Annotated in this window: 26 protein-coding genes; 14 read left to right on the top strand and 12 right to left on the bottom strand. The window is 43.6% G+C overall.

Features of this window, described 5'->3' with window-relative positions; translation table 11 throughout:
• The first annotated feature begins 266 nt into the window (after positions 1–266).
• Complete coding sequence (locus tag Q7A_RS03750; RefSeq protein ID WP_041354330.1) at positions 267–2,951, top strand: ABC transporter substrate-binding protein; 2,685 nt, start codon at positions 267–269, stop codon at positions 2,949–2,951.
• On the opposite strand, the gene Q7A_RS03745 is transcribed toward Q7A_RS03750, so the two are convergent.
• Both Q7A_RS03745 and xseA read right to left on the bottom strand, forming a co-directional pair.
• Positions 2,933–3,769, bottom strand: a complete 837-nt coding sequence (locus tag Q7A_RS03745; RefSeq protein ID WP_014706002.1) for a peptidoglycan DD-metalloendopeptidase family protein — start codon at positions 3,767–3,769, stop codon at positions 2,933–2,935. The genes Q7A_RS03750 and Q7A_RS03745 overlap by 19 nt on opposite strands.
• Positions 3,766–5,268 carry an exodeoxyribonuclease VII large subunit gene (gene xseA / locus Q7A_RS03740; protein ID WP_014706001.1) on the bottom strand — a complete coding sequence of 501 codons (1,503 nt, stop codon included), beginning with the start codon at positions 5,266–5,268 and terminating at the stop codon, positions 3,766–3,768. The genes Q7A_RS03745 and xseA overlap by 4 nt, the downstream gene beginning before the upstream one ends.
• Before the next feature lie 62 nt (positions 5,269–5,330).
• Between xseA and guaB the strand changes: the two genes are divergently transcribed.
• The 4 genes from guaB (at position 5,331) to Q7A_RS03715 (ending at position 10,308) form a co-directional block, all read left to right on the top strand.
• Positions 5,331–6,794, top strand: coding sequence for an IMP dehydrogenase (gene guaB / locus Q7A_RS03735; protein ID WP_014706000.1), 1,464 nt, complete (start codon positions 5,331–5,333; stop codon positions 6,792–6,794).
• Positions 6,795–6,854: 60 nt separating this feature from the next.
• Positions 6,855–8,432 carry a glutamine-hydrolyzing GMP synthase gene (gene guaA / locus Q7A_RS03730; protein ID WP_014705999.1) on the top strand — a complete coding sequence of 526 codons (1,578 nt, stop codon included), beginning with the start codon at positions 6,855–6,857 and terminating at the stop codon, positions 8,430–8,432.
• Between the two features lie 611 nt (positions 8,433–9,043).
• Positions 9,044–9,682, top strand: a complete 639-nt coding sequence (locus Q7A_RS03720) for a hypothetical protein (protein WP_014705998.1) — start codon at positions 9,044–9,046, stop codon at positions 9,680–9,682.
• A gap of 11 nt (positions 9,683–9,693) precedes the next feature.
• Positions 9,694–10,308 (top strand): hypothetical protein, encoded by a 615-nt coding sequence (locus tag Q7A_RS03715; protein ID WP_041354328.1) that lies wholly within the window; start codon positions 9,694–9,696, stop codon positions 10,306–10,308.
• 494 nt (positions 10,309–10,802) lie between these two features.
• Here the strand turns inward: Q7A_RS03715 and Q7A_RS03710 are convergent, their stop codons facing one another.
• Positions 10,803–11,561, bottom strand: a complete 759-nt coding sequence (locus Q7A_RS03710; RefSeq protein ID WP_014705994.1) for a hypothetical protein — start codon at positions 11,559–11,561, stop codon at positions 10,803–10,805.
• 386 nt (positions 11,562–11,947) lie between these two features.
• Here Q7A_RS03710 and Q7A_RS03705 point away from each other — a divergent pair, with 386 nt between their 5' ends.
• The 6 genes from Q7A_RS03705 (at position 11,948) to Q7A_RS03680 (ending at position 16,748) form a co-directional block, all read left to right on the top strand.
• Positions 11,948–12,913 carry a hypothetical protein gene (locus tag Q7A_RS03705; RefSeq protein ID WP_014705993.1) on the top strand — a complete coding sequence of 322 codons (966 nt, stop codon included), beginning with the start codon at positions 11,948–11,950 and terminating at the stop codon, positions 12,911–12,913.
• A 27-nt stretch (positions 12,914–12,940) separates the two neighbouring features.
• The gene (locus Q7A_RS03700; RefSeq protein WP_014705992.1) at positions 12,941–13,810 is read left to right on the top strand and encodes an HD domain-containing protein; all 870 of its coding nucleotides are present in this window, start codon (positions 12,941–12,943) and stop codon (positions 13,808–13,810) included.
• A 67-nt stretch (positions 13,811–13,877) separates the two neighbouring features.
• Positions 13,878–14,663: a hypothetical protein gene (locus Q7A_RS03695; protein ID WP_014705991.1), complete on the top strand. Its 786-nt coding sequence runs from the start codon at positions 13,878–13,880 to the stop codon at positions 14,661–14,663.
• A gap of 359 nt (positions 14,664–15,022) precedes the next feature.
• Positions 15,023–15,298, top strand: coding sequence for an acylphosphatase (locus Q7A_RS03690; RefSeq protein WP_041354326.1), 276 nt, complete (start codon positions 15,023–15,025; stop codon positions 15,296–15,298).
• 26 nt (positions 15,299–15,324) lie between these two features.
• The gene (locus Q7A_RS03685; protein WP_014705989.1) at positions 15,325–15,756 is read left to right on the top strand and encodes a DUF6524 family protein; all 432 of its coding nucleotides are present in this window, start codon (positions 15,325–15,327) and stop codon (positions 15,754–15,756) included.
• Between the two features lie 125 nt (positions 15,757–15,881).
• Positions 15,882–16,748 carry an SdiA-regulated domain-containing protein gene (locus Q7A_RS03680; RefSeq protein WP_014705988.1) on the top strand — a complete coding sequence of 289 codons (867 nt, stop codon included), beginning with the start codon at positions 15,882–15,884 and terminating at the stop codon, positions 16,746–16,748.
• A gap of 59 nt (positions 16,749–16,807) precedes the next feature.
• Here Q7A_RS03680 and gnd read toward each other — a convergent pair whose 3' ends face one another.
• From gnd to Q7A_RS15615, 9 genes are all read right to left on the bottom strand, one after another.
• A complete protein-coding gene (gnd, locus tag Q7A_RS03675) occupies positions 16,808–18,274 on the bottom strand; it encodes a decarboxylating NADP(+)-dependent phosphogluconate dehydrogenase (protein ID WP_014705987.1) in 1,467 nt (488 codons plus the stop codon).
• Positions 18,271–19,227: a hypothetical protein gene (locus Q7A_RS03670; protein WP_014705986.1), complete on the bottom strand. Its 957-nt coding sequence runs from the start codon at positions 19,225–19,227 to the stop codon at positions 18,271–18,273. Before Q7A_RS03670 ends, gnd begins: the two co-directional genes overlap by 4 nt.
• A gap of 46 nt (positions 19,228–19,273) precedes the next feature.
• On the bottom strand, positions 19,274–19,981 hold the full coding sequence (locus Q7A_RS03665; protein ID WP_014705985.1) for a hypothetical protein: 708 nt from the start codon (positions 19,979–19,981) through the stop codon (positions 19,274–19,276).
• A gap of 172 nt (positions 19,982–20,153) precedes the next feature.
• Positions 20,154–20,372: a hypothetical protein gene (locus Q7A_RS03660; protein WP_014705984.1), complete on the bottom strand. Its 219-nt coding sequence runs from the start codon at positions 20,370–20,372 to the stop codon at positions 20,154–20,156.
• 30 nt (positions 20,373–20,402) lie between these two features.
• Positions 20,403–20,669, bottom strand: a complete 267-nt coding sequence (locus Q7A_RS03655; RefSeq protein WP_014705983.1) for a hypothetical protein — start codon at positions 20,667–20,669, stop codon at positions 20,403–20,405.
• A 2-nt stretch (positions 20,670–20,671) separates the two neighbouring features.
• Positions 20,672–20,857 carry a hypothetical protein gene (locus Q7A_RS03650; RefSeq protein ID WP_014705982.1) on the bottom strand — a complete coding sequence of 62 codons (186 nt, stop codon included), beginning with the start codon at positions 20,855–20,857 and terminating at the stop codon, positions 20,672–20,674.
• A 108-nt stretch (positions 20,858–20,965) separates the two neighbouring features.
• On the bottom strand, positions 20,966–21,481 hold the full coding sequence (locus Q7A_RS03645; RefSeq protein WP_014705981.1) for a Slp family lipoprotein: 516 nt from the start codon (positions 21,479–21,481) through the stop codon (positions 20,966–20,968).
• Positions 21,482–21,564: 83 nt separating this feature from the next.
• Positions 21,565–22,473 carry a ribosome biogenesis GTPase YlqF gene (gene ylqF, locus Q7A_RS03640; protein ID WP_014705980.1) on the bottom strand — a complete coding sequence of 303 codons (909 nt, stop codon included), beginning with the start codon at positions 22,471–22,473 and terminating at the stop codon, positions 21,565–21,567.
• A gap of 51 nt (positions 22,474–22,524) precedes the next feature.
• On the bottom strand, positions 22,525–22,647 hold the full coding sequence (locus Q7A_RS15615) for a hypothetical protein (protein WP_014705979.1): 123 nt from the start codon (positions 22,645–22,647) through the stop codon (positions 22,525–22,527).
• A gap of 341 nt (positions 22,648–22,988) precedes the next feature.
• On the opposite strand from Q7A_RS15615, the gene Q7A_RS03635 reads away from it, so the two are divergent.
• The 3 genes from Q7A_RS03635 to Q7A_RS03625 are packed head-to-tail and all read left to right on the top strand — an operon-like array spanning position 22,989 to position 24,396.
• Complete coding sequence (locus Q7A_RS03635; RefSeq protein WP_014705978.1) at positions 22,989–23,378, top strand: YbaN family protein; 390 nt, start codon at positions 22,989–22,991, stop codon at positions 23,376–23,378.
• A complete protein-coding gene (locus Q7A_RS03630) occupies positions 23,368–24,033 on the top strand; it encodes a nitroreductase (RefSeq protein ID WP_014705977.1) in 666 nt (221 codons plus the stop codon). Before Q7A_RS03635 ends, Q7A_RS03630 begins: the two co-directional genes overlap by 11 nt.
• A 15-nt stretch (positions 24,034–24,048) precedes the next feature.
• Positions 24,049–24,396 carry a HopJ type III effector protein gene (locus Q7A_RS03625; RefSeq protein WP_014705976.1) on the top strand — a complete coding sequence of 116 codons (348 nt, stop codon included), beginning with the start codon at positions 24,049–24,051 and terminating at the stop codon, positions 24,394–24,396.
• Position 24,397: the final 1 nt, after the last annotated feature.

Raw genomic sequence — 24,397 nt, 5'->3', positions numbered from 1 at the left:
AAACGCTCCCGGCGTTTTTGTAGTTGTTCTAATAAGCGACGAGCAACGCGGCCAGCTAAGCTGTTCAAATGCGCTCCAGACTCACTTGTCAATCAATTATGTAGGATGGCTACACTGCGTGCTTTCCGTCTTGTCGGACACAAAAATAGCCGCCAGCAGTGGTGGAGATGAAAGATAAACAAGCCCTCATAATTTCCACACTACGTTTCTGGTAATTCTGCAGATCAATGGAGTACTATAAATTGAACTCTGTTTGAGTACTTTTTATGTGTAGATTGATTGCGCTTGTCCTGTTTTTACTCACTAGCTCAGCTATCGCGGATCAGGCAAGTCAAAACCTGCTCCCTGTCTCAATCAAACTTCATTGGCAGCATCAATTTCAATTTGCTGGTATCTACGCAGCAAAACAACAAGGTTATTATCAAGATGCCGGACTTGCAGTAACTATTCTGACGGGGCAAAAAGCACCTTTCAATGAAGTAGAAAACGGCAATGTTGAATTTGGAATTTCCGGTGCTGGATTGGTGGTAGAAAGACTTAAAGGTCGCCCCTTTGTCGCCCTCGCGGCGATTTTTCAAAGCAGTCCCTATACCTGGTTGGTCAGAGCCGACTCATCCATAACACACCCTACTGATTTTGTCGGTAAAACGGTCACTCGTCAGTCTTACGCTGATGACTTATCCGCAATGCTGTTACGGTTTCAGATACATCCCTCACAGCTCAATATTGTCGATCCCTCGCCTGAAGATATTGATAATTTAATTGACGGCAAAGTAGATGCGCTGACCGCGTATATTTCCAATGAACCCTTCGAGATGATAAGTCACGGCGTGGATTATCGGACATTGTCACCCCATGAATACAACATTAACTTTTACAGCGATATCATCTTTACCTCCGAACAGTATTTAAAACGTCAACCCGGAACTGTAGAAGCATTTCGCAAGGCAACCTTGCGTGGTTGGCAATATGCTCTGGAACATCCGTATGAAATGATTGATCTGATTCTAAAGGAGTACAACACACAACATAAAACTCGTCCACATCTTGAATTTGAAGCAGAAAAGCTCAGTGACCTGAGTTTATATCCTACCGTCTCTCTTGGCCATATGACGTTAGAACGCTGGCAGAAAATTTCTGATCACTATCAGCAATTAGGCTTGATAAATGAAAATCAGCAATTGGATGGTTTTCTCTATGACCCAGCGCCTGATGTATCAATTTGGTTGAAATGGCTAATCTTTTCGCTTGGTGCTTTGGCAGTGGTTACCATAATTGGTTATTTCATTAAACATCATCATGCGAAATTACTGAGTCACAAAATTGCACTACAAACGACAGCATTGGAAACAGAACTGCAAAAAGGTAAAGTTCTGGAAGAGCAAGCCAAACGTGAAAGTGAACGTTTACAAACACTCCTTAATCACACGCTTGAAGGGGTAATTACCATTGATGAAACCGGCATTATTCAAAATTTTAATGCCGCTTCAGTGCAATTATTTGGTTATCAGCCAGAAGAAATTATCGGTCAAAACATTACTCAACTTATGCCGGTCCAACATCGCGAACATCATGAACATGGCATGGCACGGTTTCTGAGCACTGAGCAACCCACCATTATCGGTCAACCTGTTGAATTGGAAGCGTTACACAAAAGCGGACAAATCATTCCTATTGAATTGACCTTGAGTGCCTTTAAATGGGAAGGTCGCTATTTCTTTACCGGCATTGCCCGTGATATTTCCTTACAAAAAGCAGAACATTTAGCTTTAATCGCTGCCAAGGAAGAAGCTGAAAAAGCCAATCAGGCAAAATCGGAATTCCTGTCGGCAATGAGCCATGAATTACGTACTCCCTTGAATGCGATTCTAGGTTTTGCCCAATTACTGCAAAGTGATAAACAAGCCCCCCTCACCGACACCCAGCAAGATAGCTTGAAGTTAATCATTCACAGTGGTGAACATTTGCTTAAGCTTATCAATGACGTGTTGGAACTGGCGAAAATTGAAACAGGTTCTGTAGAAGTTTCGATTGAGCCGGTAGACGTCACTATTGCCATAAAGCACTGCTTACCCATGCTGCAAAATCTGGCCGACCGATATCGGGTAACAATTCACACTGATGAAATACCCCACCAGTTAGTGCTCGCAGATTTAACCAAGCTAAAGCAGGCACTGATTAATCTGATCAGTAATGCCATTAAATATAACCATCCTGAGGGTGAAGTCATTGTCAAAGGAGAAATAATTCATTCCACCAATAGGTTACGCCTCACTATTCAGGATACCGGCATTGGAATTCCTCAGGATAAGCAGGCCTATCTGTTTACAGCATTTGATCGTCTGGGTCAGGAAAACTCAGGTATTGAAGGGACCGGGGTCGGATTGATTGTGACCAAGAGACTGATAAAAGCCATGGATGGCCATATTGGTTTTGAAAGCACCGAAAATCAAGGCACTCGATTCTGGGTGGAGTTACCCATAACAGACGGGAATAACCAGAATGATGAAGTGCATCAGCAGACTGCACCGGTTAAAGCCGAAAATCCATTTAACTCCTCGGCTTCGACGCTCATTCTGCATATCGAAGATAACCCGGCCAATATCAAATTGATGGAAGCATTTTTTGATCGTCTGCCACAATACACGTTGCATATCTGCAAAACAGCTGAGGCAGGACTGGACTGGCTGGAAAGTAACATGCCAGCCGTGATACTGATGGATATTAATCTTCCCGGTATCAGCGGTTTACAGGCTACCGAGCAGATCATGGCTAATCCGACATTCCGCCACATTCCGGTGATCGCGGTTACCGCTGCCGCCATGCCTTATGATTTGCAGCAGGCAGAAGGCCTGTTTACCGCCTATCTCACCAAACCGGTTAATTTTATTCTGCTGACGGAATTATTAAATCAATACAGTAAGCCAGAAGTTCATTCAACTGAAGGATAACCTTCCCGCTCTGGAAAAAATAATAATGGCTCAACACGGGCATTATTCAAACTCACCCCCATATGCAGGTGTGGACCGGTAACACGGCCAGTGGCGCCAACAGTGCCGATAATCTCGCCCTGCTGAATGTTTTGCCCTGCTTTGACATCAATCCTATCCAGATGGCAAAACATGGTCACCAGCCCCTGACCATGGTCAATCATTACCGTATTGCCATTGAAAAAGTAATCGCCGGTATCCGTTACTATACCGTTAGCCGGTGCCATAATTTCAGTACCGGTTGCTGCTGCAATATCAATTCCGCTATGTGGATTACGCTCTTCGCCATTAAATACACGACGACGACCAAATAGACCGCTGACCCGGCCTTCAATGGGCCAGACAAAATTAAACGGCACACTGTCGTTGCTGCGCCAATGACGTAAGGCTTTATTTATTTTGGTTGTTTCGGCTTCAATGCGATCCATATCTTCCGCATAGGGATTGACCTTACGATCGTCAGGAACATTTATCCGTTGAGTAGGATAGGCTTTATCTTTGACCTCAAAGATAAAGCTGCTTAACGCACCCTGATTTTCCACCAGAATTTTGTGATTACCCGGATCGGCTGACAGCGGAATGCCAACCACGGCCTGCCATTGTGAATCCTGTTTTACCACCAGCACCTGTTGTTTTTGATAGGTAACTTCAGGTGCTACATTTCCCTCGATTTCCAAAGGTAAAATGACGATACCACCTGGTACCGGAAAGTGTTGTGGTAAGGCCAAAACAGGAGAGCAGACTAATAGAATCAGCCAATAGCTAAATCTGAACCTCATTTCTTACGACGCACTTCGCAGTCCAATTGACCTTCAAATAAACGAATTTGCAGGGATTGCCCGATTGTTACTTCATCAGAGCGGTAAATAACATTCCCGGTTTGTGCATCACTGGTGATGCTGTAACCGCGCTCCAGTGTATTGAGTGGACTAACCACTGATAAGGTGCGCCTTAACTGGGCCAGCTGTTTTTTATGATCGGTGATCTGTTGTCTGACCAAACGGTTTAATTGTGAAGAAAGTGCTTCAACAAGCTGCTGCTGTTGCTTCAATCGGGAGGCCGGTAACAATCGCTTTAAGCGATCATTCAGGTTCTGGCTTTGCAATCTGAATTGCTGCTGTTGCACCGAAAAGGCTTTTTCAAACCGCTGTGTTAAGTCCTGCAATCGAGTCTGACGCCAGCTGATTCGCAGCTGGGGATGCGGCAGTCTTACTGACAGATAATCCAGTTGCTGCTGTTTGCCTTGTAACTGCCGTTGGATACTGTAATCCAGTTGGGTTTGCAAACGTTTTAACTGTTGCTGCTGGAGTTTGAGTTGTTGCTGCGGACGTGGCAAACGTTGAGACAAATACCGAATATGTCGCTGTTCGTTAGCCAGTTTTTGTTGAATACGACTGCCCAGATTTTGCAACAGACCGCGAAGATTTAAGGCTAATTGACGCGCTTCAGGTACGGCCAGTTCAGCAGCCGCCGAAGGCGTTGGAGCCCTGACATCGGCAACAAAATCAGCGATGGTATAATCAATTTCATGACCTACGGCGCTGATGGTCGGAATCTGACAGGCAAACAACGCTCTGGCGACTAATTCATCATTGAAGCTCCACAGATCTTCCAGAGAACCACCTCCCCGCCCTACTATCAGCAAATCACACTCCTGTCGCTGATCGGCAGTTTGAATAGCGTTAGCAATCTGCCGGGGCGCTGTTTCACCTTGTACAGCAACAGGATAAAGAATCACTTTGATCGCCGGGAAACGACGTTTCAATACATGCAAAATATCATGTACTGCCGCACCATCCGGTGATGACACAATACCGATGGTTTGCGGTAACGCCGGTAACGGTTTTTTATGAGCGGTATCGAATAAACCTTCCTGCCCAAGTCTGGCTTTTAATGCTTCATAAGCGCGTTGCAATGCCCCGCTACCCGCTTCTTCCATATGTTCAACAACCAGCTGAAATTCGCCACGCCCTTCATAAAGTGTGACTTTGACGCGCAGTAAAACCTGCATGCCATTTTCCGGCGTAAAACGTAATTGTTGATTGCGTCCACGAAACATTGCACAGCGTACTTGCGCAGCCGAGTCTTTTAACGTGAAATAAATGTGCCCTGACGCCGGCATTGCCAAATTGGAGATTTCCCCTTCCACCCACAAAAGCGGAAACGAACCATCCAGCATCAGCCGGACTTCTCTGACCAATCGCGAAACCGGATATACATCCTTGACAGCACGGGCAGCGAGTTTTACTTGCGAATCCGATGTCATAAGTGATGCCATAAACCACTAAGTTCCTGATATAATTTATCGATCATATTACAGTAAATTCGGGAACCCGCCTCATGAGAATTGCGCAAGAAGCCCTGACATTTGATGACGTTCTATTAGTCCCCGCCTATTCAAATGTTCTGCCGCGTGATGTCAGTCTGTCAACTCAACTGACACGAGATATCACCATTAATATTCCACTGCTATCTTCTGCCATGGATACCGTCACTGAAAGTCGTCTGGCAATTGCCATGGCGCAGGAAGGTGGTCTGGGTGTTTTGCACAAAAACATGACTATCGAACAACAGGCAGACGAAGTTCGTAAAGTGAAAAAATTTGAAAGCGGAGTGGTTCGCGACCCGATTACCGTCAGCCCGACCACCTCTATTGGTGATGTTGTCGCATTGACCCGCTCTCATAATATTTCCGGTGTACCCGTTGTCGATGGCGACGATTTGGTGGGAATTGTCACCAGCCGTGACTTACGTTTTGAAACTCATTTCGACAATCCGGTCTCATCCATCATGACCGGCAAAGATAAACTGGTCACTGTCGGTGAAGATGCCAGTCGTGAAGAGGTTCTGCATCTGCTGCATTCCAACCGTATTGAAAAAGTGCTGGTGGTTGATGATAAATTTCATCTGCAAGGCATGATTACAGTCAAAGATATTCAAAAACAAACTGATAATCCGCTGGCGTCTAAAGATGCACAGGAACGGTTACGCGTTGGTGCAGCAGTGGGTATTGGTTCAGAAAGTGAAGCCCGGGTGGCTGCACTGGTCGCCGCCGGTGTCGATGTGATTGTTGTGGATACCGCACATGGTCATTCTCAAGGGGTACTGGATCAGGTCCGCTGGATTAAACAACATTATCCACAAGTACAGGTCATTGGTGGCAATATCGCCACAGCCGCTGCAGCCAAAGCATTGGTTGAAGCCGGCGCAGATGCTGTGAAAGTGGGTATCGGTCCGGGCTCAATCTGTACCACACGTATTGTCGCCGGTGTCGGTGTACCGCAAATAAGTGCTATCAGTAATGTCGCGGCAGCGTTGGCTGGAACCGGTGTGCCATTAATCGCTGATGGTGGCGTCCGTTATTCGGGCGATATTGCCAAAGCCATCGTGGCTGGCGCCCATGTCATCATGGTGGGTGGTATGTTTGCCGGTACGGAAGAAGCACCAGGTGAAGTTGAACTATTCCAGGGCCGGGCCTACAAATCCTATCGTGGCATGGGTTCAATGGGCGCAATGCAGCAAAAACAAGGCTCCAGCGATCGCTATTTTCAGGAATCCAGTGAAGCCGACAAACTGGTTCCTGAAGGCATTGAAGGTCGTGTGCCATTCAAAGGCAGCCTCAGCCCGCTGATTCACCAGTTAATGGGCGGCGTTCGTGCTTCCATGGGCTATACCGGTAGCCGCACTATCGAAGAAATGCGTACCAAGCCGGAGTTTGTCCGTGTGACGTCTGCCGGAATGAATGAAAGCCATGTTCATGACGTGACCATTACCAAAGAAGCACCGAATTACCGGGTTAATTAATTTTTAAATACCGGCTCTCTCTGGAAGCCGGTATTTTTTATCTGACTGTAAGAGAGATTCATGAGCAGCCATATTCACGACCATCGCATTCTAATTCTTGATTTCGGGTCACAATACACCCAGCTTATTGCCCGCCGAGTACGCGAAGCCGGTGTGTATTGCGAATTACGCAACCCGGATATCAGCGAAGCAGAAATTCGTGAATTTGCTCCAAAAGGTATCATTCTTTCCGGTGGCCCTGATTCAACGATTGGTGAAGCGGCACCTGTTGCACCACTCTGTGTATTTGAGATGAATGTCCCAGTGCTGGGCATCTGCTACGGCATGCAAACAATGGCTACTCAGTTGGGTGGTCAGGTCGAGTCGTCATCCCACCGGGAATTTGGCTACGCTAAAATTCGTGCTCATGGCCATTCTGCGTTTTTAAAAGATATTGAAGACCATACAACCCCGGAAGGCTTTGGCATGCTGGATGTATGGATGAGTCATGGTGATCGGGTCAGCCAGTTGCCTGATGGATTTAAAATCATTGCCAGCACCGACAGTGCGCCTATTGCCGGTATGGCAGATGAAGAACGACAGTTCTACGGTGTGCAGTTCCATCCTGAAGTCACCCACACCACTCAGGGGCAACGGATGATTTCGCGTTTTATCAGCGAAATCTGTGGCTGTGAAACCTTATGGACCTCCGCCAATATTATTGAAGACAGCATTGAAACCATCCGCCAGCAAGTTGGCAAAGATGAAGTATTGCTGGGTTTATCAGGTGGAGTTGATTCTTCAGTAGTGGCAGCTTTACTGCATCGTGCAATTGGCGATCAGCTGATTTGTGTGTTTGTAAATAATGGCCTGCTGCGTGAAAACGAAGGTGATCAGGTCATGGCGATGTTTGCCAAACATATGGGCATCAGAGTGATTCGCGTCGATGCTGAAGATCGGTTTCTCTCTGCATTGGCCGGTGAAAATGATCCGGAAGCCAAACGTAAAATCATTGGTCGTGAGTTTGTTAAAGTATTTGATGAAGAAGCTTCCAAACTGACAAATGTGCAATGGCTGGCTCAAGGCACCATTTATCCTGATGTAATCGAATCTGCTGCTTCTAAAACCGGTAAAGCCCATGTGATTAAAACTCATCACAATGTCGGCGGGTTACCTGAGCACATGAAACTCAAATTAATTGAGCCTTTACGCGAATTGTTTAAAGATGAAGTACGTAAACTGGGCGTCGAGTTAGGCTTGCCAAGCGATATGGTGTATCGCCATCCATTCCCGGGCCCGGGCCTTGGCGTACGTATCCTGGGCGAAGTTAAAAAAGAATATGCCGACTTATTGCGCAAGGCCGATAACATCTTTATCGAAGAACTGCGCGCTCATGATTTGTATGATAAAACCAGCCAGGCGTTTGCGGTATTTTTACCCGTTAAATCAGTTGGTGTAATGGGCGATGGTCGTCGCTATGACTATGTAGTTGCATTGCGCGCAGTCGAAACCATCGATTTTATGACCGCTCGCTGGGCACACCTGCCTTATGAATTTCTGGATCTGGTGTCACGTCGGATTATTAATGAAATCAATGGTATCTCACGAGTAGTCTACGATATCTCCGGCAAACCACCTGCTACGATCGAGTGGGAATAGTTACATGTCTGGCACTGGCAGGCACCGCCAAGCAAATTTTTTAATGGTATAAATCATGCTGTCGTCGCCCTCTTGATCAAGGCTACGACAAAATACCATGCCATCTAATTCAATGCATTCATAGTATTAAAAATCGTCAAATCCTTGATAAAACATAAGAAGTATCAGAAAAACATGCTATGAAAGATCATGGTATCCCCCCCCCACCACCAGGTCAAACTCTACATGGTGAACGACCGTGACGGGCTCTATGTAGCGGTGACACCAGCGGGAGGTATCACCTTCACTAAAACTACTCGATTAGCGTTCGACACGAGACGTTGACTATAGGCGTAAGCACGGTAGCGAAGCAAGAAGATGATCGCGGCCGGGAAATCACCAGCCAAGGAAAAGGCGGGCGACAAGAAGCGTGTTAAGAATGTTGTGACATTCGGTGCATGGTCCGAAATACGGCGAATCTCGCAGATTTTCCGACCGAACCGGATGTGATTGGCGGGATTTAACTGGGACATGGCCGGGTTGCCAAAGGATGTTCAGGCTAGTTTTTCAGTGAAAAGGGAAGTTATACTTCGTAATACTTCCTAAATAGAGATTTAATAGAGGAGTCCAACATGTCAAAATTATTTTCCCTAAATCTTGCAGCATTTACAATTGCCTTTATAACTACCACTACATTTTCGTTCAGCGCATTTGCCGCCAATCCGCAGTGTTCTAAAAAGATAGAAGGGATTTCACTTGATCAAAGCGTTGGCGACATTACGAATACGCTGCAGCAAATGGGGCTACACGACATTACCTGTAAACAAAGATCAAAAGTGCCTTGTGCCGACAGAAAAAAGCAAATGCTGAGTTATGCCACCAATGTTCAGGGTTCTCTGCACAAGATCGGCGATAAACTGGCGAGACTGACATTTGATAATACGGGAAAGCCAATAAGCTTCGCATACGAATATTACACTGACGGTCCTTCAACGCTTAAGGCACATGATGAAAACAGAAGCTGGGAAGGCTGGACATATAAAGACTTGATCGAATCCCGCATTAATGAATATTGTAAGGACTCAACATCAGAGGGCGTCAGAGTTGGCTGTAAATACGGCAGCGCACTTACAATTAATGTCATATACGGCGAACCACACGATAAAAAAGATTGCACATATAAGTTCAACGTCATGTTTCGTGCAGTGAGAAACAAACCGGAAGCCCCGACAAATCATAAAATTATTGAGACGATAACGCTAAGTAAATAAAGGTCCTAGTGATGCACAATCTTAGAATATTTTTATGCACGTTCTTATTGCTAAGTTCTTTTACCCTTGCCTATGCGGATGCTCTGAGTGAGCAGGATGCGGAGAACTGGCTCCAAGCCAGAACCGACCTATTGCCGTTAGCCGAGGAAATGAAGGAAAATGGTCTGGACTCATTTTTTAAATTCCGCCCCTTAAACATAGTCGATAAAGGCGCGCCCTCTTACGTGAAAAATCTGGAAGAACTGAAAGCAGATCACCCGGATTACTATGCACGTATGAATGACATTGTTGCTGCCTTTGAAAATAAAGAAGAGTATATGCCGTTTTCAAATGCGGAAGAATGGGCAAAGCTGGGCGATCGACTTATGTTAGCGCTTTATGCTAGTAATGATCACAGAAGCACTGCTGCGCTTATTGAGCAACGTCAGGAATTCGAAAATAAATTCTCTCCCACGATGTTGGGGATGATGCCGAAAGAATCGAAAGTGCAGATCGAAGGTGTTATCGAAATGCTGAAATCCATGGAAAACGTTTCAGAAAAAGACCGTCAGATTGCCAAACAATATAAAACACAGCTTGTGTTTAGTTTGGACAATGATGTGAAAGAGGCTCAAGACAGAGAATAATCTTTCTTTGTTGATGCCCCCTTCCCCAAACCTGTCAAAGGTTCTATACCTTATACAGTAAAAATTTATGACTGACATAAGGAAAGTTTACGAACGAAAGAACCCGTCAGAATTCCTTTCAAAGGCACCGCATGACAATTTTGTTACGCCCTGTTATTCCGTAATGCATCTGCTAGCATGTTAGAGCCAGAACAACAGATTCATGGGTGAGCATGACACCTTTTAAGAAGTTACTCACAATAGATTGAATTCGCTTGGCATATCTGACCTGTTTTGTTTTGGTGGTAAAGCAGGTTAATGCCATGAACTCTTTTCCTTGTGAGTTTAGATGATTGTTTGTAAATCAGATTTTCTTAGGGTTGGCCAGTGGCTGATGACTGATGACTGATGGCTGATGGCTGATGGCTGATGGCTGATGGCTGATGGCTGATGGCTGATGGCTGATGGCTGATGGCTGATGGCTGATGGCTGATGGCTGAGCAATTATCTTTAGACTAAAATATAGGAACAACCTCTTCCACCGTGCATTCCCGACCAACAATTTTTAACTTATTCAATTTTGCCTTACCGCCAGATTGTTTTAGATCCTGTCTAATCTCAAGCAACTTCTCTCTTTTCATCAAACGCGTGTATGAAATGGCATTACCGCAATACTGATGTAACTGTTCTGTTGTTATGCCGCCATCCGTCACCCTGGGCGTTAATACGCCGTCTAATTTAAGTGTGACATAAGGCACTTGCACCTCTAAATCGCCTTCAAAATTGAAGCTTTCTCTTTCCTGAACGACTTTTTGTTCTTTTTTCTCGCGCTTCTCGGCCAACTCCTGCCGCGTTGCCAACATTTCAAACTCAGTAAATGTACATTGCAAACGTTTATTCTTTAAATAGACTTGGTGAACATCAATCAACCTGACCTTTGATCCAGAATACTTTTGAGCAAACTGCTTCATCTCATCATATGAATAGTTCTTGTCCAGAAAATAGGTAGGACATAAAGAACTATTCACCCCTGTCAGATTCACTTGCAAGGGCATGTCAGAATTAAAGCCACCCGAATTAGTATAAGCTGCAAGAAACATCCTGTATAAATTTTCGTCAGTCTGGAAGTAGACTTGGCCATCCTTTAAATGTCCATGTGCTGTGCCCAACACACCTTCTACATTCCCAAGGTTTTGTTTACGAATATCGCTACCATTGGCTACACCTAGCGTACATAAAGAAAAAAACATAACTGACAAAAACAGTTTCAACATCTAGTTTCCTTCGAACTTTTAACAAAATAAGAGGGCCTAGGGCTCTCGAATCCATTTGATATGCGTGTTTTATTTACTAAATATGGATGCTGACAAAATGAGTTAGTCACCATCCCCCTCTTAATTATGAATCAAGAAAATAGCATAAAGCCCATTTGCTTTTAAAATTTAACATTTTTGAATTCCAGAGACATTACGATGAATAAAAAATGAAGAGTATTGGCAAGTATCATCAGCACTCAAACACTTTTGCATCTATGCGGCACCCAGTTAATTGCAACCTTCTGATTTCATGAAAATTTACACATTACTTTATTACTATTACAATGAAAATATAGACTTAAACTTGATACAACTCATTAACCAGAGTAAAAAAGGGATTTTTTATGAAGCACAACTGGTCATCTCCTCTAGTCTTCGTGTTTTCAGCTATTTTGATGTGTTGTGGTCAGGTGATGGCTCAGGAAAAAAATCACCCATACTATAACGATTTGAATGAGTTCACTCTGGATGAAGCCGAAGGGTTTAGAACCCTTTCTTCTTTCTACTCATCGGGCAGTCAATGGTGCTCTCACCCCTATGTCAGAGTGGTAGTTGAGTACGAAAACAAAGCGATTAGAAAGTCAGTTTTAACCTCAAACCCCGCTAATTACTTACAGCAAACCATCATTCCTGAGATCAAGAAGATTTGTCCGAAGTTTCCTCATGCAGCCAAGTATCACAAACAGGTCATAGATTTTAGGTTTAGGCCTAAACGAGGTGGCATTGCTGATGAGCGCATTAACCCTGACAAATTAGGTTTCCAAATAGATGATCAAGGTAATGTAAGTCTGATTAAAGATATAGCCTATAGAAATTGGAGTGATACGAATAAAGGTTCGTATGCATTTGAACAAGACCAACATGCCGATAAGGATGATAGGTTATTGATAACCGGTGCAGAAAAGCTTGCGAACATAGTTAATAGTGCTACTCAAAAACTCGAAAAGCTTCTACAAAATGCATTACAACGCCGTGATGACTACAAACTTTTCTTTGCTAAAACAGCAAACCCTAAATTTTTTGAAGCACTCAACTTGAATGAGGATGCGATAGCCAACTTTAAATACGCTCTGATTCAGAATAAAAAGGCACGCTCGTCAGTAAATAATGCCAAATCAATATATAACGACCCATCAGACACTAATGCCAGCTTAGAAAAAGCCAAAACATACATTGATGAGTATCAGCAATACAGAGAACAGGCGAATGCTTTTGAGGAAACGGCTTTGGATAAATTCTTAGAAGGTGATAAAAAGTTTAAAGAAGGCTATCAAGACCATATGAAGCAGAAAGAGCAAAAAATGAAATGATGGTTTTATCGAATCCATAACATATTCATGATTACCATCACTCGAACAGAGTTTGCATTTGCAACCATTGATGCGTCTATCCATGAATGGAATACAATAAAAACAATTGTTCGATACTGTGCTAACAATTATCGAAACACCGAATTACTATATTGCATTCCTGGGCCGGAAGAGCAGCGTCTTGAAAAGCTCCAATCATTAAGTGAAATAATGGATCATGTCTGGGGGCCACCGCCGCTTGAGGATATCTATAGAGATCAGCTTTTCCTGATTACACACTGTATTAAAGAAACAGAAGGTAAGGACCTTCCTAATGTTGACGATGAGTTGCATGCAAATTTAGTTAATCAAGTTTACAACTTGGGAGTTTACGATATTTTCGATGACGACAATGTCAGCGATGAACAATGGGCGTCATGGCAGATTGAGCGATCAATTCATAATACAAAAACATGGATTATCAAGCTCCATGCCAAACAAACAGATAAAGCTGGAAAGCCTTATGTACAACATCCTTTACGCGTACATATGCGATTACAAAAACTGTTTCCAGATGCAGCCGAAGATGTGCGTCACGCAGCCCTGCTACATGATGTGATGGAGGACTGTGGTATCACTTCTCAGGATTTACGGGAGCGAGGTTATTCAGAGAGCACTATTCAGATCGTGGATGCAGTGACAAAACGACCAGATGATGGGCTATCCTATAAGCAACGTATTGAACAGCTAGCATTAACAGGACCTTTAGGTGCAATCCAAGTCAAACTGTGTGACCTGCTCGACAACACAGATCCAGAACGACTTAAAGCCCCGCCCCCAGAAAAAACAAAGTCACTTTCTAAGCGCTATTCAATTGCGATTGAAATATTGCAGTCGCGCTTAGCAAGTTCGGATTAACATCACTTCGTTGAGAACAACAGCTGAATAAATATAGATAGCCCACCTAATATAGAGGCGTATTCGCATGAAACAATCAGTCAAAATAATTTATTTGCTGATGACAGTCATCATACTCAGTTGGGGGCAATCTGGCGTAGCTAAAAAGCATACGACATCACACGAAAATAAATCGCCAGAGTCAACAGGCCTAACATTTGAAGTTGCCCCTGAAGTCATCAAAGCAAAGGCTCGCGAAGGACAGTTCCTTTCAATACCGATGCTAAAAAAACCGCTCGATTACAAGGCTTTTTCGAGAATGTACGTAGAGCATCTTAAAAAGAACAAAGGCGGTATTCATATCGCGATTATTGTTGATGCCATGAACAAAGACTGGCCGGACAAAGAAACCACAAAGCACATTAACAATGTCTACGAGTTTGCTAAACAAGCCATGATTGGTAACAAAGAGGCACAGAAACCAGGCTATGCTGAATTATATGGTGCAAGAATCAATAAAATCATACCCGTTGTGTACGATCCCAAAAACCAAAAATCAGTCTCAAAAAAAATAGCCGATGGCCAATACGAAACCATCAAAATACCTGTTTCACTCAATGACATAATCTTGCTTGTTAATGACCACAACCCTGCCGAAAAAGAAAATGGTGCATTCATTAACACCATTGGTGAATTAAAAACACACCTGAACGCCTTTCTGAAAGATGGTCGTTACAAAATGTCAAAGGCAGAATATTTAGAACATCTACAAGCACAGATTAAACAGTTAGACTCAGAGCTTGACGATTTATATGAGCACAAAAAAGAGTTAAAAGAATTACAGGAAATGTTACCTTACATCAATACACCATAAATGAAAATTAGCTATTGCTTTGTGCCAGAAAGCAAAACCATTCAAAAATTAAAAATTGGCGATATTCTGCTTACACTAAACTCATTAGGGGATTCAACAGTGTTAGGCTATGGTTCTAACATGTACTTTTCTCACTCAGCTCCAATGATAAGTCAAACGAAAACATGGTTTTAGAAGAGTTACCTTGTTTCGATGAGATTCTCTTAGTGCTGCTGACGTTTCCAGAGGTGAGGAAATAAATAGGCGGTTGAGTATAATATCGTTATATTTTTTAAAGCAATTTCTAAGCACGGCATTATCAATCATCGGAAAAATAAATCTATGAAATTAAAAGATAAGATTGGCTTATTTATTATCAGATGGAAATAGCACGGTACCACTTTTTAATTGAAGGTCGCGTGCAAGGTGTCGGCTACCGTATGTCGGCGCAAATCGCAGCGCAGAAAATAGGCGTAACAGGCTGGGTGCGTAACCTGCGCAGTGGACAGGTTGAGATGGTGGCCGAAGGTGAACCTGCTCAACTGGAGCAGTTACTTGAGTGGGCCTGGCAAGGACCGAATTTTGCGCAGATCACTGATATCAGTCTGGAAAAACTAACAGCAACCGGCGAATTTACCCAGTTTGAGATTCGTTAGCCCAATAAATAATTTAGGAGACGGTCATGGCACAACGTTTTAATAGTAAAGGCTTTTTATTACGTTTGCTGTTTGCTGTTTTGCTGGTCTTTATCAGTTATAACCCGAGTGGTTACAGTTATTATCATTGGGCTAATGATGCTCTGTTTGGCAACGCTGGTATGAACATCACGCCTCCATTTGCCATGGCTACCGTTATTATTCTGATTGGCTGGACGGTTTATCTCAGAGCAACATTCCGATCATTAGGGGGATTTGGTCTGATCCTCGCTTTTGCCTTTTTTGCCATTATTATCTGGTGGTTATTTGATTTAGGTATTCTGGAACTCCGTCATCATGCCGCTTTTACCTATATCATTTTATTTCTTATCGCTGCTGTTCTCGCAGTGGGAATGTCATGGTCGCACATACGGCGTCGCTTATCAGGGCAAGCCGATATGGATGATGTCGATGAATAAGCCCTAAAAATAATTCTGATTCAACGCTATTTTTCAGTTTGAGTTAAGCCTCAAGGATTATCGTTCTTCTTAACGTCATATCAATGTCTGGTATTGGTAGATTAACCAAGTTGAAGGATAAACGCATGGCTCTTTTCTCGGATAAAACCCGGTCGAGATTACTACTTATTGTATTATTGCTCAGCACGATTTTAAGTGGCTGTCTTTGGTTCAATACAGTCAGTTCTGCCACAACTAAAACCACTGAAGTATGGGATCTTAATCACTATCTGTTAAGCAAGACGCTGACGATTGATGGTATAGAAGATAATTTATCCGGCATAACTTATCATCCTGATTCTGGACATCTGTATGGAATTGTTAATAATCCTGAGCAGATCGTTGTCATCAGTAAAAATGGTCAACTACTGAGAAAAATTGATTTAATAGGTTTTTCTGATACTGAAAGTATTGATTATGTTGGTGGCGATCGATTTATTGTCAGCGAAGAGCGGCAGCAAACCATTAGTTTTGTTGACATACACGACACCACGACAGAAGTTCACTATTCTGATGTAAAAACCCTCGCCCTGCTTCCTCCTGAAAAAGCGAATAAAGGCATTGAGGGGATTGCCTTTTCATCACAGCATGGCGTGTTTTTTGTGCAAGAGAAGCCTGCCCGGATCATGCATTTCGCACTGGAAAACGATACACAGACCAATCAGTTTGATGTAATGAAAAATCTGCGTCTGGAGGTGGGTGATTTCTCGGGTCTGACCTTGTTGCAGGGGCTGGATGAAAGATTACTGGTGTTAAGTGATGACTCAAACAGCCTGCATGTAATTGATTTGGCAGGGCAGGAAAAATCCCGAATCAGATTAGGCACTGGCCCATATCGTCTTTGGCCAAAAATGGCTCAGCCGGAAGGGGTTACTACCGATGCTGAGGGTAATATCTATATTGTTGGCGAACCTAACCAGTTTATGGTGCTGACAAGAACTAGACCTTTGTAAATTTTGAATATTAAAAAGGGCGGTTACCCCGCCCTCTTCAGTGTTTCAATTTACAGGCTTCACGCTTCATAGGTGGATGCTGAAACATTACCACCTCTGCCAGTCCAGTTGGTATGGAAATATTCACCGCGGGGCTTATCCAGCCGCTCATACGTGTGAGCACCAAAATAATCTCGCTGGGCCTGCAATAAATTGGCCGGTAAGCGTTCACTGCGATAACCATCATAGAAAGATAATGCGCTGCTGAATGCAGGTACAGGAACCCCAAGACTGATGGCACAGCCAACGGCTTTACGCCAACCCGGTAAGGCCTCAGTGATTGCATCAATGAAGAAATCATCCAATAACAGATTTCCCAGTTGGGGGTTACGTTCAAAAGCGTCGCGAATATTGCCCAGAAAGCGACTGCGAATAATACAACCGCCTCGCCACATCAATGCAATACCACCATAATTGAGTTCCCACCCATAGGTTTTGGCTGCTTCACGCATCAACATATAACCCTGGGCATAGGAAATAATTTTCGAGGCGTATAAGGCATCACGAATTGCGTTAACCATTTCAGCTTTATCGCCGGAAAATTCACCTGCCCCTGCAGGCAAAACACTAGAGGCAGTCACCCGTTCATCTTTCAGACCAGATAAACAGCGGGAAAATACGGCTTCTCCAATCAGCGTTAATGGAATACCTAACTCCAGTGCATTAATACCTGTCCATTTACCTGTTCCTTTTTGACCGGCAGTATCCAGAATATGATCAATCAGCAAACTGCCATCCGGCTCTTTAACCGCCAGGATATCGCGGGTAATCTCGATCAGATAGGAGTCCAGAACGCCTTCATTCCATTCAGAAAATACCTGCTGAATTTCATCTCCCGACATACCCAGGCCTTCACGCATCATTTGATAGGCTTCGCAAATCAATTGCATATCACCGTATTCAATGCCGTTATGCACCATTTTTACATAATGGCCTGCACCATCATTACCAACCCAGTCACAACAGGCCTCACCATCAACTTGTGCGGCAATGGCTTGAAAAATGGGTTTAATTGCAGGCCAAGCAGCATTATTACCACCAGGCATCAAAGAAGGTCCGAAACGTGCGCCTTCCTCACCACCTGAAACACCACTGCCGACAAACAGAATGCCTTTTTTATGCAGTTCATGGGTACGTCTGTCACTGTCATTAAACAGCGAGTTACCGCCATCAATAATGATGTCGCCTTTATCCAGATAGGTAACCAGTTGCTCAATAAAGGAATCCACCACGGGGCCCGCTTTCACCATCAACATAACACGACGAGGCATTTGCAGGCTTTCGACAAATTTTTTCAGATCATGGCAACCGATAATATTGGTATCTTTTGCTGGTCCCTCCAGAAACTCATCGACTTTGGAGGTGGTCCGGTTATAAACCGCTACCTTAAAACCTTTGTCATTCATGTTGAGCACCAGGTTCTGCCCCATCACGGCTAAACCTACTACGCCTATATCTGCTTTTGTATTTTGAATCAGTTCGCTCATTTTTGTTCAATCACCTTTATATATTCGCCTCGGGCTTCACGTGTAGAACCGACCACAATTCGGCAGGTCCCGGAAGCATCGCATTCCAATGCACCGCAAACCTCAATGAATTCTCCTTTTTCCACTTGTCCAACGTAGGTATGGGTAAAGGAAATAATTTCAGGTGTCAGTGCATTATCAACTCGGTATCGTGCAGGGAAATCAAATGCACGACTGTCATCGGTCACCCGGCATTGGATGGTTTTAATGCCTTGTTTGAGAAAATGCCGATGCTCTATATCCAATTCTTCTTTAAGACAGACCATTCCAATATCGAATTTACTGCCATCAATCATCGCTTTATTGCATTTCCGGTATTCATGCCAGCTAAACGTATCAAAATCCAGCTCACTATCCCGCCGCTGATAGTTTTCCTGCATTTGAGTTTTATCCAGCTTCTGCAGCAGGTTATCTGCGATTGCTTTTTTAATGGCAGAGCGACATTGATGGAAAGTGTCACGTCCATAAATAACCAGATCAATATCTGACGTCGCTTTTTGCTGATTTACCAGCATTGAACCGGTGAGTCCCAGAGCAGTAATATCCACTGAATATTGCTGCAAAATGGCTATCAATTTATGTAGTTTATGCTGCAGTGGATCGTCGGCTGGTTGTTTCAGTAATTGCTGCAATCGTTGCTCGGGACGGTGATGATGAATAATGCTGTTCACCGGAACCGCATGAAAGGCTGCATCAAACTGGCTGGAATAAAATAAAAATTCTGGATGATGGCGTTCAAGTAAACGGTTAGCCTGTTCAGTATCCACTTTATGCCAACCATGTTGATCCTGCACATAACGTAAAAAGCAGCCCACTTTCTGATCATGTGAGTGATAGCTGACTACGGCAAATATCAATCCATCTTCAGTTTCAATGAAGTCTTTGGGCAGAAACGGAAACCCTGTCTGTCTCAAAAACCTACCTCCCGAAAGTAATTTTTATAATGACATAACCACGCCATTATGACTTGTCTGTTAATCCAAACATGCCGCGTAATGCAAGAACCATTATTAACAGTAATAATGCATCAATCAGCCAACGACCCTTTTCGCCAAAAAATCGTCCGTTACAGATATCTTCAAGTAGCGTTGTCAGCTTGATGTTATGGGCTTCTAGCTGCTGCCTAAGTTCGTGCAGCGATGATTCTGGAACAGGAATCGACTTACTCCATGAAACACCCTGCAATGATATTAATTGCCAATCATCCAATATCGGATTACCTTGCCACATTCCACTACGCGTCTGTAGCACTGGTAGACCGTGATGCAAACCAATATTCTGAATTTCCGCTGGGATTAGCTCTGCAGCTCCTAGCGTACCGATGTACTGGCCTTCTGTATCAAACAGGATCAGATTATCATCCGTAGCCAGTGCAATAATGTCCTCCAGTAAAATTCCCCCTAATAATGGACGGTTAAGTCTCAGCTCAGGTTCAGCATTCACATAAAGTTGTGAGTCAATTTCCAAAAACAGCAGTTCGGCCAATATCCAGCCATGCTCCACCGGCACAACGGTTAGCTGATAATGTTCAAGCAACCAGGGGGTGGTCAGTTTGTATTGGTCCAGCTTGAGATCTCTTGCATGATTCAGCAACAAAGTACAGGTTAGCCAAATGAGCATCAGCAAGCAAATGATCACAATCGCTGTGACTTTTATCCCTTTCAGCATCAGCCTATTCCAAATATTTTTTCAGTGCAGCTACAAGCATAGCTGAAAACAACAACAAAATTTTACCTTGCCATAATTTTCAGACAAAAAAGGGAGCCTGGCTCCCTTTTTTACTGATCATCTAAAGGACGAATTTCAGAATTGATCAAAAGTAATAGTATGAAAGTTCTTTTTACATCATTACCCGCATATCGGCCTGATGTATTTCACGTTGCCGCATATGAAACAAGGCTTTGCTGATATCAATCGCGTACGTTGCAAAATGCTGCTCCGTCATACGGATGGTGATAGCGCCCATATTAACGTGAACCATCTTACAATCAGGACAAAACTGGATATCACAGGTACTGGAAGAAAAGACGTTTTCCGGCTGACAGGAATTTGAAGCCATGGTAAAGATCCTTATTTTAAATTTGACGATTCAGAGACTTTCCAACATATCCGGTAATCCACGCTGTTGGCCTCGATGAAGTTGGTAACTGAGTAACCAGCGCTGCGATAAGGCTCGCCAGTGCTGTTTCTTTAAAGGGTGTTCGTTATGGGTAAGTAATAACCGATAGTTTCTCGAAATCTGCAACGCAATACATGCTGAAGCGTGTTGGCGGTACATTGATTCCAATTGCTCATTGGCGGCCAAAATGACCGCTTCGCACCAGGTTTCTGCTCTCTCTGCTCTGTTTACATTCATGATTAACTCAATCTGTGAGCTGCCGCTGCAAGCAGCATGCTCCACACAGTTCGTTTGGATTTTTTATCCAGACAGTTAAAGTCAGCGGCATGTAGTTTCCCCTGACTGATTAATGCTTCTAGTCGATCAGGACTAAACGCCACATGTATTGCATTTTGTTTCGGAAAATAATTTTTTGATGACTGCATCTCGTATACCTCAGCAATATTGATAAGGTTAAATGCAGTATAAGGACCGATTAATCTAAATGCAAATAATTATTATTTAGATTAATAGAGTGGTACGAGTAGTGGTTTTTATGGAGAGTAAGAGCCAGTTCCATAATAGCCATAGCCTAAAAATGGCGCATCATGCTTTGGATTATAGGGCCGTGAAGACTCAGGATCTTTTTGTGGCCACACGTGACTTTCCTCGAGTGTAATCAACGGTAGCGATAACATTTTTTGGTCGACTTTTTGCAGTTGTAGTGAGTTAACGGTACCAATAAAGGTCGCCAGTTTCTCTGGGGAATAAATCATTGGATCGAGAAAATTTTCACTTCGAACAATAAACCGACCAGCACTTTTTTCACTTGAGATGGGGACACCATAACGCGTTAATGGGAACTGTACGATGGTCAATTCTGAAAAATTCTCATAATTCGCTACATGAGCAATCATTCCACCCCAACGTACCGTTTGCTGCTCATATGATTCAAAATTCTGCAGCACCTCTTCATAAGCGATGTCATTATGGGATTTTGCGTATATCGAGGGTTGTGTCGCCGCACAGCCTGCCAGCATAAATATCAGTAATACCGTTAAAATTCGCATAACATAATTCTCCACAACCGTTACTCAACAGACAGTTTCAGACAGCAGATGTTACAGAAATACATTTATTCTGCTGAAGAGGATCACCGTTTATTTTTACGTGCCGCTTTTTTGGCCGCTTTTTCTTCACGTCTCTGTATTACCTGCAACCACTCCCGTTCTGTCATCTCGGGTGTTTCCAGCGTCAGCTTGCCAAGCTGACCATTGCGTAATTCAGTAAGCAGAATCTTACTTATCCGTTCAATATCGGCCACACCACCGGTTTTAATACAACCACGTTTCTGGGCCATTTTTTCCAGCATCGTTTGCTCATGGTCAGTGATGTCATCGACATGAAATCTACTGAACAAGGCTTGAGGATATTGCTGCATAAGATACTTGACGGCGTATAAGGCAATATCATGATTCTCAAACGCAGTTTCTTTAATAGCATGGGTAATGGCCAAACGATACCCACTGTCATGATTTTCCAGATTGGGCCATAACACACCCGGTGTATCATGTAAGACCACCACATCATCAACGATAATACGTTGTTGAACCTTGGTCACAGCAGGCTCATTACCGGTTTTGGCAATCTGTCGCCCGGCAAGTGCATTTATCAATGTCGATTTACCAACATTGGGAATGCCCATAATCAGTGCCTGAATTTTTTTAACACTGCTGGCTTTATGCGGTACCATTTTTTGGCACATCGCAATTAATTCCTTGCCACGAGAAGTCTCATTGGCAGACAGAACCAGGGTTTTGATCCCCTGTTCCTGCTCAAGATATTGTTGCCAGATTTCAGTCAGTTGCGGATCCGCCAGATCGGCCTTGTTCAACACCTTAAGGCAGGGCTTATCACCTCGAATAGCCGCAAGCATGGGATTGGAACTACTATAAGGAAGTCGGGCATCCAGCACTTCAATAATCAAATCCATCTGCGGCAGGATCTTTTTCATCTCCAGCCCGGCTTTATGCATATGTCCGGGGAACCACTGAATTGCCATTAAAAACTCACTACAAACACCAGAATTGGTTAATCCATTATAACGCCTAAGCTAAATATAACGTTCCTCTTCTCGCAGAAACTTGCTGATATCTACGTCATCAATCTGTTCTGGTGTCATAAAGCTTTCGGTGTAATGCTTGTAAGCTCCACCGGTAAGAACTAACTTAAACATATCTCGAGCCGTTAATTGCTACAGAATAAATTAAGAATGGCACTGAGTGTTTTTTGCTTTTTATTCGGTGCCCAGCTGTCTTTCGTATTTCAAATATATTCACCAGCATTATGGTATGTTCAAGTTCTGATAAATTTTCAGCAATAAATCTATGCGGATAACCATGGGGTCTCCAGCAGAGCAGCAATTCACCCCGACGACTGTGTTGAAAGTGACTTCTGTAGAATAACGACGCCGTATCACTTCCGTATTGTTGGGTGAAATGAGCCTCCTGAATTGATGGTTTTAAAAAATCAACAGACCCTAACCTTAATTTTAGATATTCAAGTCACTATTTTTATATGAAAAAAAGAATCAAACATTTTTTAATTTTCAGCTGTGGCTGGTTATGCGTCATTTTAGGAATAATTGGCGCATTTTTGCCGGTGATGCCAACTACGCCATTTATGATTCTTGCCTTGGGTTGTTTTGCCGAGACCTCACCACGGTTTCACGCTATGTTGTTAAATAACCGGTGGATAGGCGGCCCCCTCAAACAATGGGATCAAACCAAAACCGTACGGCGTCGTACCAAAATCCAGGCACTTATTATGCTGATCATCGCCTTTGGCTTTTCAATCACCTTGTTATGGGGACATATTGAATTGCAATTGATGCTTTTGGTCTTAGCGGCGGTAATGATAGGGTTTGTGCTGAGATTAAAAGAAGCAGAGCCGAAATATGAAGATTGATGAGCTTATCAAACAACGTCATAGCACCCGGGCATTTCTGGATAAAACGGTAAGCGATAAACTTATCCATGAAATCCTCGATATTGCCCGTCATGCTCCTTCCGGCGCCAATACCCAGCCCTGGCAAGTAGCAGTCGTGACCGGCAACACCAAACAACAACTCTCTGAGAGTCTTATTCACGCTTTCAGAGAAGGTCATGCGTCCAGACCAGACTATGTTTATTATCCCGAGACCTGGCAGTCGCCGTATATAGATCGTCGTCGTGCCTGTGGTTTACAGCTTTATCAGAGTTTGCAGATTGACCGGAAAGACAAACACGCCCAACGGAAACAATGGGAAGCCAATTATCGGGCTTTTGACGCACCGGTGATGCTGCTGTTTTTTATGGATGCCGAGATGCAGACCGGATCATTTCTGGATTTGGGTATGTTTATACAGAATTTGATGCTGATAGCACAGGATAAAGGCCTGGCAACCTGTCCGCAGGCCGCTCTGGCGGAATACCCTGAAAATGTTAAAAAAATTCTGGAGTATCCTGCTGACACTATTCTGGTGTGTGGTATGGCAATAGGTTATGAAGATCCTCATGCTGCGGTCAATAAATACCGAACTGCTCGTGAACCAGTGACCGAATTTTCCCGCTTTTTTTATTGATTTTGGAGTTTTACCATGGATTTAGCGACATTTCTCAACACGTTGACTGATAATCCGTCCGCAATTGATTTCGAAGATACCATTGCGGTAATTGATGCCAATTACCAGTTCAACCCAACTGCATTTCATAACGGTGAGCTGCATAATGATGCTGGAGAGAATAATGGATCATGCAAAATTCTGTTTTTTGGCATTTTGCATGAATTGGGGGAATCGCAGACCTTAGCCTGTTTTGGACGTTATTATCGTAGCGATGTTTTGCTGAATCCCAAAGGTGAAGACCATCAGAATATCCGTAACTTTCTGCGTTATGGCTGGGATCGTGTCAGCTTCAATGGCGAGGTATTAACGCCCATGCATTAAA

This window comes from Methylophaga nitratireducenticrescens (assembly GCF_000260985.4).
In the GTDB taxonomy this organism is placed as follows: Bacteria; Pseudomonadota; Gammaproteobacteria; order Nitrosococcales; family Methylophagaceae; genus Methylophaga; species Methylophaga nitratireducenticrescens.
The sequence above is the reverse complement of the archived record's forward strand: the minus strand, read 5'-3'. Positions and strand labels throughout refer to the sequence as shown.

Excerpts from the sequence above, each read along its gene's own strand:
- Q7A_RS03750 (WP_041354330.1), top strand. The coding sequence starts at position 267 with ATGTGTAGATTGATTGCGCTTGTCCTGTTTTTACTCACTAGCTCAGCT.
- Q7A_RS03745 (WP_014706002.1), bottom strand. The coding sequence starts at position 3,769 with ATGAGGTTCAGATTTAGCTATTGGCTGATTCTATTAGTCTGCTCTCCT.
- xseA (WP_014706001.1), bottom strand. The coding sequence starts at position 5,268 with ATGGCATCACTTATGACATCGGATTCGCAAGTAAAACTCGCTGCCCGT.
- guaB (WP_014706000.1), top strand. The coding sequence starts at position 5,331 with ATGAGAATTGCGCAAGAAGCCCTGACATTTGATGACGTTCTATTAGTC.
- guaA (WP_014705999.1), top strand. The coding sequence starts at position 6,855 with ATGAGCAGCCATATTCACGACCATCGCATTCTAATTCTTGATTTCGGG.
- Q7A_RS03720 (WP_014705998.1), top strand. The coding sequence starts at position 9,044 with ATGTCAAAATTATTTTCCCTAAATCTTGCAGCATTTACAATTGCCTTT.
- Q7A_RS03715 (WP_041354328.1), top strand. The coding sequence starts at position 9,694 with ATGCACAATCTTAGAATATTTTTATGCACGTTCTTATTGCTAAGTTCT.
- Q7A_RS03710 (WP_014705994.1), bottom strand. The coding sequence starts at position 11,561 with ATGTTGAAACTGTTTTTGTCAGTTATGTTTTTTTCTTTATGTACGCTA.
- Q7A_RS03705 (WP_014705993.1), top strand. The coding sequence starts at position 11,948 with ATGAAGCACAACTGGTCATCTCCTCTAGTCTTCGTGTTTTCAGCTATT.
- Q7A_RS03700 (WP_014705992.1), top strand. The coding sequence starts at position 12,941 with ATGATTACCATCACTCGAACAGAGTTTGCATTTGCAACCATTGATGCG.
- Q7A_RS03695 (WP_014705991.1), top strand. The coding sequence starts at position 13,878 with ATGAAACAATCAGTCAAAATAATTTATTTGCTGATGACAGTCATCATA.
- Q7A_RS03690 (WP_041354326.1), top strand. The coding sequence starts at position 15,023 with ATGGAAATAGCACGGTACCACTTTTTAATTGAAGGTCGCGTGCAAGGT.
- Q7A_RS03685 (WP_014705989.1), top strand. The coding sequence starts at position 15,325 with ATGGCACAACGTTTTAATAGTAAAGGCTTTTTATTACGTTTGCTGTTT.
- Q7A_RS03680 (WP_014705988.1), top strand. The coding sequence starts at position 15,882 with ATGGCTCTTTTCTCGGATAAAACCCGGTCGAGATTACTACTTATTGTA.
- gnd (WP_014705987.1), bottom strand. The coding sequence starts at position 18,274 with ATGAGCGAACTGATTCAAAATACAAAAGCAGATATAGGCGTAGTAGGT.
- Q7A_RS03665 (WP_014705985.1), bottom strand. The coding sequence starts at position 19,981 with ATGCTGAAAGGGATAAAAGTCACAGCGATTGTGATCATTTGCTTGCTG.
- Q7A_RS03660 (WP_014705984.1), bottom strand. The coding sequence starts at position 20,372 with ATGGCTTCAAATTCCTGTCAGCCGGAAAACGTCTTTTCTTCCAGTACC.
- Q7A_RS03655 (WP_014705983.1), bottom strand. The coding sequence starts at position 20,669 with ATGAATGTAAACAGAGCAGAGAGAGCAGAAACCTGGTGCGAAGCGGTC.
- Q7A_RS03650 (WP_014705982.1), bottom strand. The coding sequence starts at position 20,857 with ATGCAGTCATCAAAAAATTATTTTCCGAAACAAAATGCAATACATGTG.
- Q7A_RS03645 (WP_014705981.1), bottom strand. The coding sequence starts at position 21,481 with ATGCGAATTTTAACGGTATTACTGATATTTATGCTGGCAGGCTGTGCG.
- ylqF (WP_014705980.1), bottom strand. The coding sequence starts at position 22,473 with ATGGCAATTCAGTGGTTCCCCGGACATATGCATAAAGCCGGGCTGGAG.
- Q7A_RS15615 (WP_014705979.1), bottom strand. The coding sequence starts at position 22,647 with ATGTTTAAGTTAGTTCTTACCGGTGGAGCTTACAAGCATTACACCGAA.
- Q7A_RS03635 (WP_014705978.1), top strand. The coding sequence starts at position 22,989 with ATGAAAAAAAGAATCAAACATTTTTTAATTTTCAGCTGTGGCTGGTTA.
- Q7A_RS03630 (WP_014705977.1), top strand. The coding sequence starts at position 23,368 with ATGAAGATTGATGAGCTTATCAAACAACGTCATAGCACCCGGGCATTT.
- Q7A_RS03625 (WP_014705976.1), top strand. The coding sequence starts at position 24,049 with ATGGATTTAGCGACATTTCTCAACACGTTGACTGATAATCCGTCCGCA.